This is a genomic window from Flavobacterium sp. AK-301 (assembly GCF_058310215.1).
Genome location: NZ_JBZEES010000002.1, coordinates 458,612 through 480,607, shown reverse-complemented (window position 1 = coordinate 480,607; position 21,996 = coordinate 458,612). Strand labels below are relative to the sequence as shown.

At 34.1% G+C, this 21,996-nt stretch carries 15 protein-coding genes; 5 read left to right on the top strand and 10 right to left on the bottom strand.

The window, feature by feature from the left end:
* Positions 1-420: 420 nt before the first annotated feature.
* Positions 421-1,299, top strand: a complete 879-nt coding sequence (locus AC4FQX_RS05605; protein ID WP_491166692.1) for a phospholipase A — start codon at positions 421-423, stop codon at positions 1,297-1,299.
* 375 nt (positions 1,300-1,674) lie between these two features.
* Here AC4FQX_RS05605 and prfB read toward each other — a convergent pair.
* Positions 1,675-2,776 (bottom strand): peptide chain release factor 2 gene (prfB, locus tag AC4FQX_RS05600; protein WP_491166691.1). Its coding sequence is split into 2 segments (ribosomal slippage): positions 1,675-2,712 and positions 2,714-2,776, totalling 1,101 coding nucleotides; the frame shifts between segments, so codons are not numbered across the junction.
* A gap of 48 nt (positions 2,777-2,824) precedes the next feature.
* Here prfB and AC4FQX_RS05595 point away from each other — a divergent pair.
* Positions 2,825-3,850 (top strand): threonine aldolase family protein, encoded by a 1,026-nt coding sequence (locus AC4FQX_RS05595; RefSeq protein ID WP_491166690.1) that lies wholly within the window; start codon positions 2,825-2,827, stop codon positions 3,848-3,850.
* A gap of 169 nt (positions 3,851-4,019) precedes the next feature.
* On the opposite strand, the gene AC4FQX_RS05590 is transcribed toward AC4FQX_RS05595, so the two are convergent.
* Positions 4,020-4,343, bottom strand: a complete 324-nt coding sequence (locus AC4FQX_RS05590) for a YbaB/EbfC family nucleoid-associated protein (RefSeq protein WP_491166689.1) — start codon at positions 4,341-4,343, stop codon at positions 4,020-4,022.
* Between the two features lie 146 nt (positions 4,344-4,489).
* Here AC4FQX_RS05590 and AC4FQX_RS05585 point away from each other — a divergent pair, with 146 nt between their 5' ends.
* On the top strand, positions 4,490-6,550 hold the full coding sequence (locus AC4FQX_RS05585; protein ID WP_491166688.1) for a S9 family peptidase: 2,061 nt from the start codon (positions 4,490-4,492) through the stop codon (positions 6,548-6,550).
* A gap of 81 nt (positions 6,551-6,631) precedes the next feature.
* Positions 6,632-7,672: a cysteate synthase gene (capA, locus tag AC4FQX_RS05580; RefSeq protein WP_491166687.1), complete on the top strand. Its 1,041-nt coding sequence runs from the start codon at positions 6,632-6,634 to the stop codon at positions 7,670-7,672.
* Between the two features lie 138 nt (positions 7,673-7,810).
* Here capA and AC4FQX_RS05575 read toward each other — a convergent pair whose 3' ends face one another.
* The 5 genes from AC4FQX_RS05575 to AC4FQX_RS05555 form a co-directional block, all read right to left on the bottom strand.
* A complete protein-coding gene (locus tag AC4FQX_RS05575) occupies positions 7,811-8,524 on the bottom strand; it encodes a YebC/PmpR family DNA-binding transcriptional regulator (protein WP_491166686.1) in 714 nt (237 codons plus the stop codon).
* Between the two features lie 90 nt (positions 8,525-8,614).
* Positions 8,615-10,666, bottom strand: a complete 2,052-nt coding sequence (locus AC4FQX_RS05570) for a S41 family peptidase (RefSeq protein WP_491166685.1) — start codon at positions 10,664-10,666, stop codon at positions 8,615-8,617.
* A gap of 64 nt (positions 10,667-10,730) precedes the next feature.
* Positions 10,731-11,813, bottom strand: coding sequence for a glycine cleavage system aminomethyltransferase GcvT (gene gcvT, locus AC4FQX_RS05565; RefSeq protein ID WP_491166684.1), 1,083 nt, complete (start codon positions 11,811-11,813; stop codon positions 10,731-10,733).
* Positions 11,814-12,058: 245 nt separating this feature from the next.
* Positions 12,059-14,911 carry a hypothetical protein gene (locus AC4FQX_RS05560; protein WP_491166683.1) on the bottom strand — a complete coding sequence of 951 codons (2,853 nt, stop codon included), beginning with the start codon at positions 14,909-14,911 and terminating at the stop codon, positions 12,059-12,061.
* Between the two features lie 12 nt (positions 14,912-14,923).
* On the bottom strand, positions 14,924-15,232 hold the full coding sequence (locus AC4FQX_RS05555; RefSeq protein WP_491166682.1) for a phage tail-like protein: 309 nt from the start codon (positions 15,230-15,232) through the stop codon (positions 14,924-14,926).
* A 328-nt stretch (positions 15,233-15,560) separates the two neighbouring features.
* Here AC4FQX_RS05555 and AC4FQX_RS05550 point away from each other — a divergent pair, with 328 nt between their 5' ends.
* A complete protein-coding gene (locus AC4FQX_RS05550) occupies positions 15,561-16,979 on the top strand; it encodes a carbon starvation CstA family protein (protein WP_491166681.1) in 1,419 nt (472 codons plus the stop codon).
* A gap of 242 nt (positions 16,980-17,221) precedes the next feature.
* Here the strand turns inward: AC4FQX_RS05550 and thrC are convergent, their stop codons facing one another.
* The 3 genes from thrC to thrA are packed head-to-tail and all read right to left on the bottom strand — an operon-like array spanning position 17,222 to position 21,918.
* Positions 17,222-18,511: a threonine synthase gene (gene thrC, locus AC4FQX_RS05545; RefSeq protein WP_491166680.1), complete on the bottom strand. Its 1,290-nt coding sequence runs from the start codon at positions 18,509-18,511 to the stop codon at positions 17,222-17,224.
* A gap of 27 nt (positions 18,512-18,538) precedes the next feature.
* Positions 18,539-19,462: a homoserine kinase gene (locus AC4FQX_RS05540; RefSeq protein ID WP_491166679.1), complete on the bottom strand. Its 924-nt coding sequence runs from the start codon at positions 19,460-19,462 to the stop codon at positions 18,539-18,541.
* Between the two features lie 2 nt (positions 19,463-19,464).
* Positions 19,465-21,918, bottom strand: coding sequence for a bifunctional aspartate kinase/homoserine dehydrogenase I (gene thrA, locus AC4FQX_RS05535; RefSeq protein WP_491166678.1), 2,454 nt, complete (start codon positions 21,916-21,918; stop codon positions 19,465-19,467).
* Positions 21,919-21,996: the final 78 nt, after the last annotated feature.

The window sequence follows — 21,996 nt, the reverse complement described above, 5'->3', positions numbered from 1 at the left end:
TAGTAATTATTTATTTTGAATAAAGTATTTTTTTTTATTTCTTTGTAGTATTAAATGTTAGACAATTAAGAAATTAATCTCGAAAGAGAAAATTTGTTAATAATATAGAAGAGAAAAGCTTTTTCAGTAATACTGCCGGAATAACCCAAACAGTTTTGATAGTATATTTTAGGAACTGCTTTAGAGATAGCGCTGTTTCAGAATCAGAAGGTAAAAGAGGACTTTTTGTCATAGAATAGCGCTATCTTGAATTCTTTAGGATATATTTCTATTCTTCTTCAGGTTTATCTTCAGTTGTTTTAAAGAGCAGAAGTTCGATAAAATTCTTTACTTTAGTATTTGTTTTTTAACTTAAGTATATTTTTTATAATGAACTACAGATCAAGTAAAAGAAACGGAATTTTTAAAGTGTTGTTTTTAATGAGTATACTCAGTGTTACTGGGGTTCAGGCTCAGATAAATTCATTATTCGACGGTTCAAAACAACCTCGTACGTTAAGTGAGCGTTGGGAACTGGATTCAATTTCAACTAACGGAACTTTTCTAATTACTCCTTATAAATCTATTTATATTTTACCAGTACGATGGAGTAATAATCCTAATGAATATCCGGTTAGTGAAAATCCGAACTATACTGCTTCTACAGAGGAGCCTGTGAACCTGAATAATCTGGAGGCTAAGTTTCAGATTAGTTTTAAGGTAAAAACCTTTCAGGGACTGTTCTGGGGACATGGTGACCTATGGATTGCTTATACGCAACAGGCAAGCTGGCAGGTATACAATAAAAAATTGTCCAGACCCTTCAGAGAAATGGATTATGAGCCGGAGGTTATTTTAAACTTTGCAACTGACTTTAATGTGTTCGGGTTGCGAAACAGAATGCTGGGGCTCTCTCTTACTCATCAGTCCAACGGGAGAGGTGGCGTTCTTTCCAGAAGCTGGAACAGAGTTACTCTTCATGCAGGACTTGAAAAAGGAGACTGGAGTATTTATGTGAGACCGTGGTTTAGAATATCTGATACTGAAGATGAAAATCCTCGTATTACAGATTATATAGGTAGAGGGGAAGTGACAGTGATCTACACACATAAAGAAAATGTGTTTTCTCTCACAGGAAGACATAACCTGAGATTTAATTCCGGAAGTAAAGGGATGCTTGAATTTGACTGGTCATATCCAATCTACGAGAACCTGAAAGCACATTTGCAATGTACTCATGGTTATGGTGAAACACTGATTGATTATAATAATAAACAGACAACTGTAGGGATTGGAATTTCACTAATCGAATGGCTGTAACTTCAGATTAAAAAGGAAGTGTTTTTATACTGTGTGTTTCGTTTATATTAACATTTTATTCTGAGCAGATTTAAAAATAATATATTTTTAATAGATAAAGCAGAGTAGTTTTTTTTATTAATCTTTTAATTTATGTTATAGTATTTATAAATCTGGTTATTAATTAGTTGTATTAAAATTAAATACCTACATAGATAAAATCTATAACCTGATTTTAGCATTTAAAAAATCATTTATTACTTTTTTGGGCTAAAGATCAGTAGTAAGATTAAGTCTTTTTTTAGGATAAAAAATAGAGCTGTTTTACTCTGATTTTAAGTCCTTTTAAAGCACAAAAAAACCTGCCGGAAAGCAGGTTTTATATTAGAAAAGCCTTTATTCGTTCTCTTCTTTTTGCCCCATCATCATCAGAAATGCTTTCAGGAACACATCTATTTCTCCATTCATGACCGCTTCAACATCACTGGTTTCATATTGAGTTCGTACATCTTTAACTAATTTATAGGGATGCATTACATAGTTTCGGATTTGTGATCCCCATTCAATCTTCATTTTCTTTGCTTCTATTTCATCACGAAGAGCCTGTTTTTTCTTTAATTCAATCTCAAACAATTGTGATTTTAGTAACTGCATAGCTTTTGTTTTATTATCTAATTGAGAGCGAGTCTCAGAGTTTTCAATAATAATACCGGTAGGATGGTGGCGTAAACGAACAGCTGTTTCTACTTTGTTTACATTTTGACCACCCGCACCACTTGAACGCATCGTTTCCCATGAAATATCAGCAGGGCTAATTTCTATTTCAATAGTATCATCAGCTAACGGATATACATATACAGAGGCAAAAGAAGTATGACGTTTACCGTTACTGTCAAAAGGAGATATCCGTACTAGGCGATGTACTCCGTTTTCTCCTTTCAGGTAGCCAAAAGAATATTCTCCTTCAAATTCCAGAGTTACTGTTTTAATTCCGGCAACCTCACCACCCTGAAAGTTCAGTTCTTTGACCTTATAGCCTGATTTTTCTCCCCACATGATATACATGCGCATCAGCATTTCTGCCCAGTCACAACTTTCAGTACCACCCGCACCCGCTGTAATCTGAACAACAGCGCTCATGGAATCTCCTTCGTCAGATAGCATGTTTCTGAATTCGATATTCTCTATATGTACGTTCGCAGTTTCATATAACTGGTCTAATTCTTCTGCAGAAATTTCACCTTCTTTATAGAATTCATAACCGATCTGAAGTTCATCAACAAGAGCAGTTCCTTTTTCATAATCTTCTACCCATTTTTTCTTAGAACGTAGGTTGCGGACTATTATTTCCGCTTCTTTAGCATTATTCCAGAAATCTGGTGCAAAGGTTTTTTCTTCCTCATTAATGATTTCAATTAATTTCTTATCAACGTCAAAGATACCTCCTCAACGCACCAAGACGTTCTATAATACCTTTAATTTGTTCGGTATTTGTCATAATTATTGTAGTTTTATACCAACAAAAGTAAGCTTTCATTTTGAAATTATGGAAATAAATTTAATTAGCGATACAGTTACAAAGCCCACGCGGGAAATGTTGTCCTATATGATGGATGCCAGAGTTGGAGACGATGTCTATAAACAGGATCCCTCTGTTAATGAATTAGAAGCCAAAGTAGCCTCTTTATTTGGAATGGAAAGCGCTTTATTCTTTCCCTCCGGTACTATGGCAAATCAGACAGGAATAAAGCTACATACACAACCCGGCGAACAGCTGATCTGTGATAAATGGGCACATGTGTATAATTATGAAGGAGGAGGAGCTTCCTTTAACAGTGGTGTATCTTGTTGTTTACTCGATGGAAACAGGGGAATGATTACTGCTGATCAGGTTGCTTTAGCCATTAATCCGCCGGAATTTTATCATAGTCCGTTAACTAGTTTGGTATGTGTAGAAAACACCACTAATAAAGGAGGCGGAGCCTGTTATAATATTGAAGAATTACAGAAAATAAAAGAAGTATGTACTCTGAATAATCTGAAATATCATCTGGATGGAGCTCGTATATGGAATGCTTTAGTAGCTAAAAGAGAAGATCCGAAGCAGTATGGACAAATATTCGACACCATATCTGTTTGTTTGTCCAAAGGATTGGGAGCTCCGATAGGTTCCGTTTTATTGGGAAACAAAGAAACAATGCAGAGAGCTTTAAGAGTCAGAAAAATATTTGGAGGAGGAATGCGTCAAGCAGGTTATCTTGCAGCTGCAGGAATCTACGCTCTGGAGAATAATATTACTCGTTTAAGAGAAGATCATAGGCGAGCGAAGGAACTAGGTGAGATCCTGGTAAAACTGTCATGGGTAGCTTCAGTAGAACCCGTAGAGACCAATATTCTGATCTTTTCCGTCAGAGAGAATATAAAAGAGAGTTTGTTAATCGAAAAATTAAAACAAAAAAACATAGCAATCAGTTCTATGGGAAGAAACAAACTTCGTATTGTGACCCATCTCGATTACCGAGAAGTAATGCACAGTTATGTTCTTGAAACTTTAGAGAGAATGGTTTTTTAAGGTTCAAAGGAGTAAAGGTTCAGAGGTACAAAGAGCTTAATGTTAACGGCATTTTATGTATGAATACCGTTTCACAAAACCAGCAACTGTAAGATATCTTTTATATAAGATATTTTCTATATCCGGAACCTTTGCACCTCTGAACCTTTACCACTTTGCGTCTCTGAACCTATTTAAACATATCCATTCCCGGAATATTAGGTATTCCATCTTTTGCCACAGCAGATAATTCTGCGTCATTTACATTTGAAGCTTTCTCAATAGCTTTGTTAATAACTAGTAATAAATAATCTTCTAATTGCTCTTTATCAGATAGTAAGCCATCATCAATTGTGATGTTTTTTATTACTCTGTTTGCAGTCAGCGTTACTTTTAGTAATCCGTCATTGCTTTGTTCATCTATATAAACCGTATCCAGACGTTTCTTTGTTTCTTCTATTTTTTTTTGAGCCTCCTTTAATTTGCCCATCATTCCCATAATGTCTCCAAACATGTTAATAAATTTTAAAATTATTAGTTTTCAAAATTACTAAATTGCAGAATCATATTCAATAAAATATTTAGATGAGGAAAATACTTTTTATACCAACGGTTTGTTATATTTTTGCATCTTCATGTTCCAATAAAAATGAACAAAAAATGTCAGAAAACATACAAGCCCCAATTGCGAAGATAAAGCCAGTTGTCCTTACTAAACACGGTGATTCCAGAACAGATAATTATTTTTGGTTAAACGATAGGGAAAACCCTGAAGTGATTGATTATCTGAATAAGGAAAATGAATATTATGAAAAAATGACTGCCCACACCAAGTCTTTTCAGAAAGAACTGTTCGAAGAGATGAAAGGCAGGATTAAGGAGGATGATGCTTCCGTTCCATATTTGTATAACGGATATTATTATATCACTCGTTTTGAGAAAGGAAAAGATTATCCGATCTATTCAAGAAAAAAGGGAAATTTAGAAGCAAAAGAAGAAATTTTGTTTGACTGTAATGATTTGGCAAAAGGACATTCCTATTTTAATCTGTCCGGAATAAGCATAAGCCCCGATAATAAAATGGCTACTTTTTCTGTTGATACTATAAGCAGAAGGATTTATACTTTAAAGATCAAAAATCTTGAAACAGGAGAAATCCTGTCCGATAAGATCGAAAATACTACAGGAGGTGCTACCTGGGCAAACGATAATAAAACAATCTTTTATACCAGAAAAGATAAAGTTACTTTACGATCTGATAAAATTTATAAGCATAAAGTAGGGGAAGATACAGCTAAAGATGTAATGGTTTTCTATGAAAAAGATGATACTTTCGATACCTTTATCTATAAAGAGAAATCTAAAAAATATTTAGTGATTGGCTCTACAAGTACCCTTACTTCAGAATACAGAATTTTAAATGCTGGTACTCCAGATGAAGAATTTAAGATTTTTCAGCCAAGAGTAAGAGGGCTGGAATATTCTATTTCTCATTTTGGAACAGATTTTTATATTACAACAAATAAAGATGGTGCTACCAATTTTAAATTGATGAAAACACCCGAAACAGCAACTGCTAAAGAAAATTGGAAAGATCTGATTGCCCATCGTGAAAATGTCCTGTTAGAAGACATTGAGATATTCAAGAATTATTTAGTGGTCGAAGAACGTTCCAATGGGCTGAATAAGATCAGAATCATGCCATGGAGCGGAGAAGGAGAGTATTATCTGCCTTTTGAAAGTGAAACCTATACTGCTTATACTTCCACAAATGTAGATTTTGATACCGAAATACTAAGATACAGCTATCAGTCAATGATCACGCCGGCTTCTATTATCGATTTCAATATGAGAACGAAAACGAAAGAAGTTAAGAAAGAACAACAAGTTCTGGGTGGAAAATTCGATAAGAACAATTATACAGAAGAACGGGTCTGGGCAACTGCAAAAGACGGTACAAAAATACCTGTTTCTATGGTATACAGAAAAGGAATCAAAAAAGATGGTTCTAATCCGACATTATTATATGCTTACGGTTCTTACGGTGTAACTATGAATGCTTATTTCTCTTCTTCCTGTTTAAGTTTACTGGACAGAGGTTTTATTTATGCCATTGCACATATCAGAGGAGGAGAAGATATGGGAAGAAAATGGTATGAAGATGGTAAATTGTTAAAGAAAAAAAATACATTCACAGATTATATCAACTGTTCTGAATTCCTGATTAGTCAGAAATATACTTCACCGGCACATTTATATGCAGAGGGAGGATCAGCAGGAGGATTGTTAATGGGGGCTGTTATTAATATGGCTCCGGATTTATATCATGGCGTTATTGCGCAAGTTCCTTTTGTTGATGTCGTAACAACGATGTTGGACGACAGTATTCCATTAACAACAGGAGAGTACGATGAATGGGGAAATCCGAATGAAAAGCAGTATTATGACTATATGAAGTCTTATTCACCATATGATAACGTTATAGCACAGAATTATCCAAATATGCTGGTAACCACAGGTTTACATGATTCTCAGGTTCAGTACTGGGAACCAGCAAAATGGGTAGCAAAATTAAGAGAAACAAAAACAGATAAAAAATTATTGTTCCTAAATACGAACATGGAAGCGGGACATGGCGGGGCTTCCGGACGATTTGAAGCATTAAAAGAAGTGGCTAAAGAGTATAGTTTTTTATTAGATTTAGAAGGAATTAAAAAGTAATTCAATAATTATCATTAAATTTGCATTGGTTTAAGGTCAATAATAATTTGTAAGAGCTGGCCTTGATTAACTTAGTTTTTTATGAAAGAAGAAATAAAAGCCTACAATAATGTACTGGAGCTAATAGGAGATACGCCTCTTATTAAATTAAACAGAATTACAGAAGGAATTGAAGGGAATTTTTACGCTAAAGTAGAGGCTTTCAATCCAGGGCATTCAACAAAAGACAGAATAGCTTTATATATTATTGAAGAAGCTGAAAAAAGGGGAATTATTAAAGCCGGAGATACCATTATAGAAACTACTTCGGGGAATACCGGATTTAGTATTGCAATGGTAAGTATCATTAAAGGATATGACTGTGTTCTGGCAGTAAGTTCCAAGTCGTCAAGAGACAAAATAGATATGCTTCGCAGTATGGGGGCAAAAGTATATGTTTGTCCAGCACATGTCTCAGCTGATGATCCTCGTTCTTATTATAATGTAGCAAAGCGTTTACACGAAGAAACTAAAGGTTCTATTTACATCAATCAGTATTTTAATGATTTGAATGTAGATGCACATTACAAATCGACTGGTCCGGAAATATGGGAACAGACTAAAGGACAAATTACACATTTAGTTGCCTGTAGTGGAACAGGAGGTACAATTTCAGGAACAGCAAAGTATCTGAAAGAGAAAAATCCCAATATCCGAGTTTTAGGAGTAGATGCTTACGGATCTGTACTGAAAAAATACCATGAGACCAAAGAATTTGATAATGAAGAGATTTATCCTTACAGAATAGAAGGGTTAGGCAAAAACCTTATTCCTACGGCTACAGACTTTGATGTTATTGATGAGTTTATGAAAGTAACAGACGAGGACAGCGCACACGTTACCAGAGATATTGCTAAAAAAGAAGGTCTGTTTGTAGGTTATACAAGTGGAGCAGCTATACAAGCTGTAAGACAGTATGCCGAAAAAGGAGAATTTAATAAGAACAGTAATGTAATTATTATTTTTCCGGATCATGGATCAAGATACATGAGTAAAGTATTTAGTGATGACTGGATGAGTGAACAAGGTTTCTTTGACAGTGTTAACTTAGAACAAGCACAAAAAATAGAATTTATTAAATAGTTTTTTCACTATAAATAAAAAAAGCCATCATTTATGATGGCTTTTTTTATTTATAGTGAAAAAGTCAAATATCTCAAAGTCGCTAATAATATCTTATATTTTACCTCTCACAATAACTCTCAACTCTCAACTAAAAAATTATTCTTCCATAGTATGATATACGTTTTGTACATCATCGTCCTCTTCGATCTTTTCTAATAATTTTTCAACATCAGCTACTTCCTCCTCAGTTAGTTTTTTAGTTACTTGAGGGATTCTTTCAAAACCAGAAGAAAGTATTTCCATATTTCTGTTTTCTAATTCTTTTTGAATTGTTCCAAAACTTTCAAAAGGAGCATAGATTAAAATATCGTCTTCCTCTTCAAAGATTTCTTCCACACCAAAATCGATTAATTCCAGTTCCAGCTCTTCTGTATCGATCGTATCACTTTTTGGTATTCTGAAATTACAGGTATGATCGAACATGAATTCAACCGATCCCTGCGTTCCTAAACTTCCGTTACATTTATTAAAATAACTTCTGATATTGGCTACCGTTCTGTTATTGTTATCAGATGCTGTTTCAATTAAAATGGCAATACCATGAGGAGCATATCCTTCGAATAATGCTTCTTTAAAGTTAGCCGAATCTTTATCAGTAGCTTTTTTTATGGCCCGCTCAACGTTTTCCTTTGGCATATTTGCTGCCTTGGCATTTTGAATAACGGCTCTTAATCTAGAATTTCCTTCCGGATTAGGACCACCCTCCTTAACTGCCATTACAATATCCTTACCAATTCTGGTAAATGTTTTGGCCATTGCTGACCAACGTTTCATTTTTCTTGCTTTTCTAAATTCAAACGCTCTTCCCATGATTAATTTTTTAACAATGCAAAAATAAGGTTATTCTATAGTTTTATCAAATCAAATTGACTCTTTTAAAACAGAATTCAGACTTATTTTTTAATAATTTCTTTTAAGTTCATTATAGTCTTTAATGATATTTACAATTTCTTCCAGATAAGGATTGGTTTTCAGACTTTTTATTTTGTACTGATTTATATCTTTATCAAAAGTTTTTTCATTTTGAAACGCTTTTTGGTCGGCTGAGTTATTCAGTATCGTTAAAGTGTTTTCTTTCTCACTAAGTTTATTTATTTCCTTCCATAATTGATCAGAGCTGTGCGTGTAGCGGAACACATTTTTCAGATTTATAAGAAGAGGAGATTTTGGCGTATTGTAAAAACTATTTATTTCTGTATTAATCTTACTTATTTCTTTAAATAGTTTATCCTTGCCGTTTCGTTCTTCACTTCTCTGAATAGCCATATTTTGAATTGTATTAGAATACTTTGAAAATCTAGTTTTCACAGTTATTTCATCATTATTCAAAGCCGTTTTATAGCTATTTTCACGACTGATAATGTCGTTGAACAGACTTGGAAAAGTGATATGAGGTTTAATACCTTCTTTTTGATGACTTTTTCCTGTGATTCTATAAAATTTCTCAATGGTGACCTTTACAAAATTCTGATCATCATTTTCTTCGAGAGGTAGAATAGTCTGCATTGTGGCTTTACCTAAAGAAGTATTACCAACAATTATAGCTCTATTGTAATCTTTCATCACTGCTGTGAAAAACTCACTTGCAGAAGCAGTAAATCCATCAATCATAATGACCAAAGGACCATTATAGATAGTTCCTCGACTATAATCCCTTAATATTGCTTTTTTATTTCGGTTATCTACTAAAATAGATAATGGACCGATATCGATGAACATACTGGATAGTTTTATAGCTTCATCCATTGAACCACCTCCATTGGACTGTAAATCGATAATAAGACCTTCTATTTTATCTTTTTTTAATTTGGCAACCTCTTTTGCCACATCATCAGAAACCCCCTTTATATTATTTCCATCAAAGTCACTGTAAAAACTTGGGATTTTTATATAACCTATCCGAGATTCTTTTTCAATAATAAAGCTGTAAACAGAATGTTCTTCTGCTTTCATAATTTGTTTTTTGACATTTATGGTATAAATGGTACCATTCTTTTTTCTTAATGTAAGTTCAATCTCTTTATAGTTGTCAGAAAATACAAGATCAGCAATTGTTTTCATTGATACGCAGGATACCCAGTATGAATCACCAAAATTATTGGCTACTTTGATCAGCTGATCTCCTTTATCTACTTTTTTAGTAGCGGCGGCAGGACTTCCCGGAACAATTTCGTCAATAATGATCTCCTCATTTTCATTCAGGCTGACATAAAGACCAACAGAGTAATTGTCTGTAGAAAGAGAAGAGAAAAAAGAAGATTTCTCATCAGAAGAGAAATAGGAGGTATGAGGATCAAAATAAGAACAGTAGATGTTGTAAAAACTATTCTGGAGTTTTTTCTCCATTCCTTCATTTTCAAGAATGCTGTTTATTTTGCAAAGATGCATTTCAAATATTTTATCTCTTGAAATTTTTTCAAAATGATCGAATTGGTTTTTCAGAGAACTATATTTTGGATTCATTTTTGACATATCTTCCAGAATATCATAGCGAATTCTTTTGCGCCATATTCTTTCTATATTGCTGTTTTTTAGATAGAAAGATAATTGTTCTCTTGTAAATTGAATAGTATCTTTAGTATGAGAATAATCGAACTTTTCCTGTTCCAGATTTTCTATAATTTTTTTGTTTCTTAAAAGAGCTGTTTTGTAAATAGTTACAAAATTATCGAAAAAAGAACAGTCATCATTTAAGATATAATTGTCAAGTAATAATTTATACTTTGATAAAGTATCATATTCTGATTTCAGAAAGATATTTCTTTCTGGATCCAGAGCATCTATAAAGGTATCAAAAACATAAACCGATAAACTGTCATCTATCGGTTTAGGTTTAAAATGCTCATTAGTAATGAGTATATTTATTTTTGAAAGTACTTCGCAGGTTTTATAACCATTTTGGCTAAATAGTGAAGAAGAAGAAAAAAGCAGGAATAAGTAAAGTTTCTTCATAGAATCCTTTTAAAGTCTTTTATTTCAAGAGCTCTAGTTTAAATTTAAACTAGAGCTCTTGAATTTAATTTTTATAGAAAGGTAGTTTTACTATTTTAGCAGGAATTGCATTTTTTCTAATCTGAATAAAAATATCAGAGTCAATTTTACTAAAAGGAGTTGCGACATACCCTAAACCGATACCTTTATTTAAAGAAGGCGACATCGTTCCGGAAGTGACAACACCAATCTGGTTTCCATCTTTATCCACAATTTCATAATCATGACGCGGAATACCTCTTTCTGTCAGTTCAAAAGCAATTAGTTTTTTAGCTACTCCGTTTTCCTTCTGAAGTTTGATTGCTTCTGCATTGATGAAATCTTTATCAAATTTAGTGATCCATCCTAATCCGGCTTCTATAGGCGAAGTGGTATCGTTAATATCATTTCCGTATAAACAGAATCCCATTTCCAGACGTAAAGTATCACGAGCAGCTAAACCGATTGGTTTAATTCCATAAGCTTCACCTGCTTTAAATATGGCATTCCAGATATCTTCAGCATCCTCATTTTTAAAATAGATCTCAAAACCACCAGAGCCAGTATATCCGGTTGCTGAAATAATAACATTATCTTTTCCGGCAAACTTACCAGTCTGAAAAGAGAAGTAAGGCATATTGGAAAGATCTATTGAAGTAAGTGGTTGCATTGCTTCTGCTGCTTTGGGACCCTGAATGGCAAATAATGAATATTCATCAGAACGGTTTTCCATTTCAACTTTCAGATCATTGTGTTTAGAAATCCAGTTCCAGTCTTTTTCAATATTAGAAGCATTTACAACTAACATATATTCTGTTTCAGTTATTTTATAAATGATAAGATCATCTACAATACCACCTTCATAATTTGGCATACAAGTATATTGTGCTTTTCCAATCGCAATCTTTGAAGCATCATTTGTGGTTACTTTCTGGATTAAAGCCAGAGCATTTTCTCCTTTAAGAAAGAATTCACCCATATGAGATACATCAAAAACACCGATACCGTTTCTAACAGTTTCGTGTTCTACATTGACTCCTTCGTATTGAACAGGCATATTGTATCCGGCAAACGGAACTATTTTAGCCCCCAGTGCTTCGTGAATATGCGTAAGTGCAGTATTTTTCATTGTGTGTTATTGGTTTAATTAAAAGAGCTAATTTATCTAAAAAAAAAGGAAGAGACAAAGATATTTCAGCTAATAATCGGTTTTGTTGTTTACTATTGATAAATAGATACATTTATTAAAAAAAATAAACTTTAAAAACGTTTACAGACTACATACAATCTTAAAAAAGGCTATCCTAAAACAGGATAGCCTTTTTACTATGTGTACCCTAGTTGTGGTCAAAACAACAACAAATAATTCACTAATTATTCTGAAATACAACGAATAAAAAAGCCCCAATTAGCATCACCAGAAATACCAACACTTATTGACGAATTAGTAAAAGTAAGTCTTCCCTTTAAAGAATTACTATACCAATAAAGAGCTGACGTACCATCAGTCACAATCTGACCATTATTATAGTTTCGATGATTATGATAGGGTAAAAAGAGACCATTTCCAAATTTCATACCTCCTTCATTAGCTATCCAGGTACCTACTACAACTCTGGGGTTAAGTGTTATATCAATAACTCCTTTCCATTGGGCTTCTGTAGGAACACGATATCCTGTTGGACAGGGATCATTTTCCTTACTCCACGAATCTGTAGTAGCTTCTATTGTATTCCAGCCTGAAATAGGTCCGGTAGGACTACTAGGTGTAGCTGCCGGTTCTTTACGTCCCCATTGATAATGATTTCCTTCCAATTTTTTTGAAGGTTTAAAAGGATCTGCACTTTGATCTGCACCCAGATTATGACACATAAAGTTTTTCCATTCCCCGGGAGCTACAAAAGCTCCACAACAATTACAGTCCTTAATTGTAATTTGTAGTTTTGCTTTATTTTGTACCGTTCCGGTTTTGTAAAAAGCATAAATTTTTATTGATACGGGAACCGGCATAGCTTTAGTAAGTAATGCCTCATCATATTGCAGTGTAACGGTATATTTACCTCCATCAGTCAAAGTTACCGGAATATTATCCTGAACTGTATACTTTTTTACTGCCCCGTTCGGATCATCAATTACAAAATTCAGATTGGTAGTATTTGTTCCTTTATTGGTAAAAGTATAAATATACGTTTTAGTAAAATCAGCTTTATTCGCTTTACGGGAATCTAACGATCCACATTCCAATCCTCCATCTGAAAAAGCAGTATCAAAACAAACCTCTCCTGCTAAACTACCAGATCCGTCACCAATAACTGTCGTATCCATAACGGCAATACTTCCTGCTGTAGCTGATATCGCTGGTTTAGTACAGGCATTACTGACCTCACAGGTATACTCTCCGCTATCAGTGGTCTTCGCATTAATAATATAAACAGCAGCAGTTGCTCCTGCTATTGCTATTCCGTTATGTTTCCATTGGTATACAGGAGCTGATCCTTCGGCAATTACTGACATTGTTATTGTTTTTCCTACTATTGTATTTCCTTTAGGCATAATATTAATCTCGCGAATGGTTATAGGGGTACAGGCGGGAGCAACAATTACTTCCTTTTCCAAAACAACACTTTTTCCACAGGAATTAACTGCGACTACCTTCACTTTTACAGCCGCATTTGTTCCTGGAAATACAATGCTGACTGTATTTGTTCCCTGTCCGTTCAGGATAACAGCACCATTATCCACAGTCCAGTTATATTCTGTAGGTGCAAAAGTTCCCTTTACCTGAAAAACTTTAGTCTGACCCGTTTCAGCAGTAGTATGAACGGACTGCCATGTTACTACCGAAAAATCCGATAAACCGATCGATAAAGGAGACGATAAAGCACTTATACAACCGGAAGTGTCGATCACCTCGACCTCATAGGATCCGGTCTGAGCTGCTGAAAGTGTCTGCGCTACTTCTCCCGGTAAAAGCACACCGTCTTTATACCATTGAAAAGTAAAGGTTCCACTTTCGGAAACGGAAGCGGTTAACTGAGCTACATTACCACCACAAATCAAAGCTGGCTTTGAAACAATCACGGGTTTACCCGGAGCAGTTCCGGAAAATGTTTTTGAGGCAGACAGTTCTGCTGAACAAAGAGAACCTGCATTATCGGAAACTACACAACGCAGTACAAAATCATCACCTGAAGGTGTAATTACAGAAAGACGTTCTCCTTCTCCTAGTAATTTTAACTCATTATACCATTTTACGGTTACTCCTATAGTATAATCCTTATAATTTTTTAATACGAATTCCAAACGTCCGTTAATACAGAAATTAGATACCACTGCTAGTGGTTTTCCATTTATTTCAATAACCGGCTGTACCAGAGGAGCGCTCTGCGTGTTCTTACTAATAACTATAGCACTACTGGGTAAAGATTGACAATTACCGGTTTCAATAACGGCAAACCAACTCCCGATATCACCGGCAGCAAGATGGATTGGATTTCCGGTTTTGGCGGTTACTACACCGTCTTTAAACCAGATCAGTTTTGCATTTGTCGGAACATTAAAAGCGGTAAGCGCAACGAATCCACTGCTACCGCAGATTACGCCGTGATTAACGGCAGATAAAATGACAGGATTAACGGGTGTTACTTCTGTACCGGACTTCACCTGAACGAGTTCAGAAACGTTAGTATTACAGCTTATTCCTCCTACATATACTCTGTAATTTCCCGGTTCAACAGCAGTAAAAGCAGTACCTTCACCTTTATAGATATCATTCAGTGTCCAGATATAAACGGCAGAAGGATCAGGATTATTAACTTCCATATAAACGGCGCCATTGCTGCAAAGTGTACCGTTATTAAAAACTTTAATTTGAGGAACAGCTACTATATTTTTACAAATATCTGCCGCATCCTGAGTAAAAAGCAATTCTTTATATTCTCCGGTACAGGCATTGGTTACCCGTACAATTGCAGAACGTATTTTTGCTGTAGGATTTGGGTTCAGACTAATACTGAAAGTACCAGTATTGGTATCTGTTACCGTAATTCGGGTAAAATCCGATCCGGTAATAACAACATACTGATAAGGAGAGGCTATTCCGGTACATTTCATCGATTCTCCAGGAGAGAACAATCCTCTACTACTTCCTTCAGATGTAAAAAAAGGCTGTGTAGGATCTACCGACTGATTCTTTTCATCTGTAAAATGAATATCGGCATTACCCATGCATATACTGATTCATCTGGTTTTATTCCAGTATTCAATACATTCTGTATCAGTATTATAAATAGCCAGACCTTTTGCTCCATCGGTTAGCTTTCCCTGATCGTCTGTCAGTTGAAGACTATTTCTTTGAACAGTAGTTAATTGTGGAAGACGTAATCCTCCTACTTTATTCTTGGTAGAGATTTCCAGTACAGAAAACTTTTGTGTTTTAATTACTTCTCCAATCGTAGCCTGTGCTTTTACAGTCGTATTTGTGGCTATAAGTAAAATAATCCCAAAGAGATTATGTAGTAATTTAAATTTTAAAATTTTATTTATCATTATTTTTTTATTTCTAGTGCATTTAGATTTTTTAATTCCAATATTATATTGTAGCTAGGAAAAACTGCAGGAAATAATTAAAAATAATGTAGATATAATAAAAAAAACAGAGTCATCTTGAGTCACTTTGAATCAATTTTATTAAAAGATTGGTGATACTAAATGTAGATAGGATTTAATCACATGGCTTTTATTATTATAATGATTAATAAATTTAAAAGCCAAAATAACTTCTTTAAATTAATTCTATTTATTTAAGTTTTTTTTTATAAAAATTATTTGAAAAATGTATATTTACGAATATTAAGTATTAAAAAAATATTATTTTATGATTACATTTTTATTATCTGTTTTTTTGTTGATTGCAGGATACTTTATCTATGGTAAATTTGTAGAAAAGGTATTCGGTACAGATTCAAAACGTAAAACACCTGTTAAAGAAATGGCAGATGGTGTTGATTATGTTGAGTTACCAAAATGGAAAGCTTTTTTAATTCAGTTTTTAAACATTGCAGGAACAGGACCTATTTTTGGTGCTATTGCAGGAGCTATGTGGGGACCCGCAGCCTTTATGTGGATTGTGTTCGGTTCTATATTTGCCGGAGCGACACATGATTTTTTAATTGGAATGATGTCTGTCAGAAGCAAAGGACAATCATTATCAGAAATGACAGGCGATAATCTGGGAAATGGTGTAAAACAGTTTATGCGTGTCTTTTCAGTAGTATTATTAATTCTCGTTGGCGTTGTATTTATTGTTACTCCGGCAGATATTTTAAAAGAAATTACAGGATTGGATCGCAGCATTCTAATCGGGATTATTATCGTTTATTATATTATTGCAACGATACTCCCTATTGATAAAGTTATCGGTAAGATTTACCCAATATTCGGTGTTGCTTTATTAATTATGGCAGTCGGAATTGTTGCCGGGATTTTTCTGGGAGATTTTACTATTCCGGAAATGACTTTTCAGAATGTAAATCCAACTGGTAAATCTATTTTTCCTTATTTGTTTATTTCTATTGCGTGTGGGGCTATCAGTGGTTTTCATGCTACTCAGGCTCCTATGATGGCACGGTGTATCAGAAATGAAGATGAGGGGCATTTCGTGTTCTATGGTGCTATGATTACAGAAGGTCTTGTAGCTTTAGTTTGGGCAGCAGCAGCAATGAGTTTCTTTGGAGGGGTGAATGGTCTGGCTGAACATGTAGGCGCACCCGCAGTTGTTGTCAATACAATCTCAAATTCACTTATGGGAAAAATAGGAGGAATTTTAGCTATTCTGGGAGTTGTTGCAGCGCCTATTAGTAGTGGCGACACAGCATTTAGAAGTGCCAGACTGAACCTGGCAGATATATTTAACTATAAACAGGGACCGATTATCAATCGTTTTGTAATTGCCATTCCGTTGTTTATTGTCGGAATAGCATTGACATTCATTGATTTTCAGATTCTATGGCGTTATTTTGCCTGGGCAAATCAGACTCTGGCAGCTGTAGCTTTATGGGTTGCAGCAGTGTATTTGTTAAAACAAGGGAAAAACCACTGGATTGCAACCATTCCTGCTGTTTTTATGACGGTAGTGGTAACAACGTATATTATTATTTCTCCGGAAGGATTTGTTGGATTGTTAACAACAACTCATACACCGACTATCGAATTAATAGGATTATGCATCGGAATTGTGATCTCACTAGCTTGTGTAGTATTATTTTTTAGAAAAGCCAGACAATTAAAAAGTTGATAGTTTCTGTGAGATGTAAGATGTTTTATGTGAAAAGTGAAACGGTGAATTCCTTTTGGAATGATAATCCTGATTTTTAGATAAACAATCTATTACTAATATTAAAAAAATACCTGCAACTTTTTTAGAGTTGCAGGTATTTTTATTTAAAAATTAAAGATCGAAAAGATAATTTAGTAATTTTCAACTATCAACTATCAACTATCAACTATCAACTATCAACTATCAACTATCAACTATCACTATAATAAAGTCTTTTTAAGATCATCGTAAGATCCAATGATTGTACTTTTTTTCTCCTTATGTAAAATATCTTCAATTGAGGAAGGCACTTCTATTTTAATTTTCAGAGTATCTTCTACTGTATCTAAAAATTTAATAGGATGCGCTGTTTCTAAAAACACGCCGATATAATCCATTTTATTCTTTAAAAACTCTTTTAAACCCAGATATCCTACAGCTCCATGCGGATCTGCAATATAGTTATGTTCTTTATAAAGGAGTTTCATCGCTTCTTTTGTCTCTTCATCCGTAAAAGAATAAGAAGAGAAATCTTTCTGAAGTTGTTCAGTATCTTTCTGATATAATTCCTGAATACGTACAAAATTACTTGGATCACCAACATCCATAGCATTAGAAATTGTTTCTTTCGACCTTAACGGTTCATATTTTCCTGTATTTAAAAAACGGGGAACCGTATCATTACTATTTGTTGATGCTACAAAATGATTAATAGGTAATCCTATTTTTTTTGCCATAATACCAGCACATATATTTCCAAAATTACCGCTCGGAACAGAGACTACAACTGATTTATCTTTAGTTTTTACCGCCTTATAAGCAAAAAAGAAGTAGAACATTTGTGGTAACCAGCGCGCAATATTAATGGAGTTGGCAGACGTTAGATTTAGTGTTTTAAAATCTTCGTCAAGAAAGGCTTTTTTTACCATAGCCTGACAATCATCAAAAGTACCTGTTACTTCGAGGGCAGTTATATTCTGTCCCAATGTGGTTAACTGTTTTTCCTGGATTAAGCTTACTTTTTTACTTGGATATAAAATAACGACTTTTACACCTTCTACATTTAAAAACCCATTAGCAACCGCACTTCCTGTATCACCGGAAGTAGCGACTAATACCGTTATATTCTGATCCTTTTTATTCTTGTTGAAATAACGGATACATCGGGACATAAACCGTGCACCAACATCTTTAAAAGCAAGAGTAGGACCATGAAAAAGTTCTTCTGAAAAAATATCTTTTTCAACCTTAACTAAAGGAAAATCAAAACAAAGTGTTTCGGCTATAATTTTTTTTAGTTCCTCTTCAGGGATTTCATTCCCAATAAAAGGTTTGATAACTTCAAAAGCGATAGCTTCATTACTGTAGTTTTCTATAGTATTGATAAATTTTGAATCTAATACTGGGATATGTTCAGGGAAATATAAGCCTTTATCAGCTGCAATTCCTTTGATAACAGCTTCCTGAAAATTTACTTTTTCTGCGTTGCGGTTAATACTGTAATACTTCATAATTATTGTACTGTTTTGCATAAAAAATTATGCTGTTATTTTAATTCCTTCCGAATTGATCTTTGAAACATGAATTTCATGATTAAGACCTATCGTTTCTAATACTTTATGCATTGCCTGTGCAGCATTGTCTGCATTTTCTTTTCCTTTTGACAGAGCAAAAACAGAAGGACCAGAACCGGAAATACCATATCCCAGAGCGCCATTTTCCAAAGCTGCTTTTTTCATTGCATCATAACCCGGAATGAACATAGAGCGAATAGGTTCAACGATTTCATCATGTAGGGAACGACCAATCAGTTCATAATTATTGGTGTATAATCCACTAACCAGACCTGCCAGATTTCCACTTTGAATAACAGCTTTTTGTAATGTGATGGTTTGTCTTAAAACCGATCGTGCATCTGCCGTTTTTATTTCGATCTTCGGATGTATTATAGTAGCATATAGCTCTTCAGGAGCATCAATTTTGATAATATCCAAAGGGGTATAGCTTCGTATAAGTGTAAATCCACCTAGTAGAGCAGGGGCTACATTATCAGCATGAGCTGCACCACTGGCAAGCTTTTCCCCTTGCATAGCAAAAGAAACCAGTTCTTGTAATGAAAAAGGATTCCCAAGCAGGTGATTAACAGCATAAACAGCTCCGGCAGCACTGGCAGCACTACTGCCAATACCACTTCCGGCGCTTATTTTTTTATGAATACTGATTTCAAAACCATAATCGGTATCTACTGCTTTTAATAAAGCCAATGCAGCAACACCTGCTACATTTTTTTCTGTTTCCAGAGGTAGATCAGCGCCTGTAATCTCTGTAATTCGTATCCCTTTCTTATTTGATCTTTTTACGATCATTTCATCTCCAATATTATCTAAACAAGCTCCCAGAACGTCAAAACCACAGGATAAGTTAGCAATTGTTGCAGGACAAAATATTTTTATTGATTCCATAATTATATATTTCCAATTCGTATTACATCTGCAAATATTCCTGCTGCAGTTACTGCAGCACCAGCACCAGCACCTTTAATTAATAATGGCTGTTCATTATAACGGTCTGTATAGAATAAAACAATATTATCTTTTCCTTCCAGTGTGTAGAACGGATGATCTTTAGGAATAAACTGTAATCCTACAGAAGCTTTTCCGTTTTCAAACTGTGCAACATATTTTAGACGAGTTTCTTGTTGTACTGCTTTTTGATATAAAGCTTTAAAATGTGCTTCATGTACTTTTAAAGAATCAAAAAAAGTATCTACTGTTGTAGCGTCTAAACATTCAGCGGGCAGGAAAGATTCATTATTAATCATATCCATTTCCATAAGATATTCACTTTCTCTGATTAAGATCAGTAATTTTCTCATTACATCAACACCGCTCAGATCGATCTTAGGATTAGGTTCAGTATATCCTTCTTTTTTTGCCTGTTGTACAACATCATAGAAAGAACTATTCTCATTATAATTATTAAAGATAAAGTTTAAACTTCCTGAAAGCACAGCTTGTATTTTATGGACTCTGTCACCGGAGGCGATCAGATTTTTCAATGTATCAATTATAGGCAGACCAGCTCCGACATTGGTTTCAAATAAGAACGGTACATTATTTTCTCTTGAAATATGTTTCAGATTTTTGTAAACATCAAAAGGAGAGGAACATGCTATTTTATTACAGGTTACTACTGCTATATTCTGTTCTAAATAATGAGAGTAACTTTGTGCAACATGGTCATTTGCAGTAATATCTACAAAAATGCTGTTACGTAAATTCAGTTCTTTTATTTTTCCCATAAAAGTATTGATACTACTGTTTTGTCCTTCTTTTAATTTTTCTTCCCATCCGGTCAGGCTGATTCCTTCTTCATCAAAGATCATTTTCTTTGAATTAGATAGTGCAATGATTCGAATATTCAGTTTAAGATTTTTATTTAAAAACTCTTTTTGCTGATGTATTTGATCGATAAATTTTTCTCCTACATTACCCACGCCCATAACAAACAGATTAAGTTGTTTGATCTGTTCTTCAAAAAAGCGTTCATGTAAAGAGTTTAGTGCTTTTTTCACATCAGTATCTGAGATTACTGCCGAAATATTTCTTTCAGAAGCACCCTGAGCAATAGCTCTTACATTGATATTATTTTTTCCTAGTGTACTAAATATCTTGCCACTCAGTCCTTTATGATTTTTCATGTTTTCACCTACAACAGCAATTATAGAGAGGTCTTTTTCTATTGTAACAGAATTGATCTTACGAGATTGCATTTCAAACATGAATTCCTGATGAATAATATCCTTTGCTTTTTGGGCGTCCAGATCATGAATACCAATACAGATAGAATGTTCTGATGAAGCCTGCGTAATAAAGATAATGTTGATATTTTCATTAGATAGAATTTCAAAAAATCTTTTAGAGAATCCGGTAACGCCTACCATTCCGGATCCTTCAAGAGTCAGTAAAGCAATATGGTCAATATGACTAATTCCTTTTACTGTATTTTTGTATTGATTCTGTTTTGAATTATTACTAATTACTGTTCCCGGACTTTCCGGATTAAAAGTATTTTTTATCCTGATCGTAATATCCTTATTGATTACAGGTTGAATAGTTGGTGGATATAGTACTTTTGCTCCAAAATGAGATAATTCCATTGCTTCATGATAGGATATAAAAGGAATAGACTGCGCTTGTCTTACTAGTTTTGGGTTAGCGGTAAACATACCATTAACATCTGTCCATATTTCTAAAGAAGATACGTCTAATGCTGCTGCAATGATAGCTGCAGTATAATCAGAGCCACCACGCCCCAGCGTTGTAATGTGTCCATCTTCGGAAGAGGCAACAAATCCGGGTACGATTGTTATTTTAGATTGATTTTTATCAAAAAAATACTGTATCAGGTTATTAGTGATTTCAAAATTAACAACTGCTTTTCCAAACAGATTATTGGTTTTAATCAGAGATTTACTGTTTTTACAAATTGTTTTAGGATATTCTAGTTTTAGTACTTCAGACACTATAAAAGAAGAAAGTGATTCACCATAACTAAGTATTGCGTCTTTTGTACGGTCTGATAGTTCACCTAATAAAAAACAACCTTCCAGTAGTGTTTCCAATTCGTTTAAAGTTCTTTTTACAGAACTTAGTATACTACTTTGTTGCGTTATGGGGATTAATTCTTTTACAGCTTCTAAATGACGGTTGTTGATAGTTTCCAGACTAACTCTGTATGCTTCATCTTTTGAAGCTGCCTGATTTCCGGCAAGCAACAATAAATCTGTAATTCCACCAAGGGCAGACAGAACTACGATTACAGATTCTTTTTCTGATTTCTTTTTTACAATAGAGATTACTTTTCTTATATTTTCAGGGTTGGCAACCGAAGAGCCACCAAATTTTATGATGTTCATTATAAAATAACTTAAAAAATTAATACAGTTTTGGTTATGGTGCTTTAAGCAACATGAAAGTTATTATTTTAAAAAAAA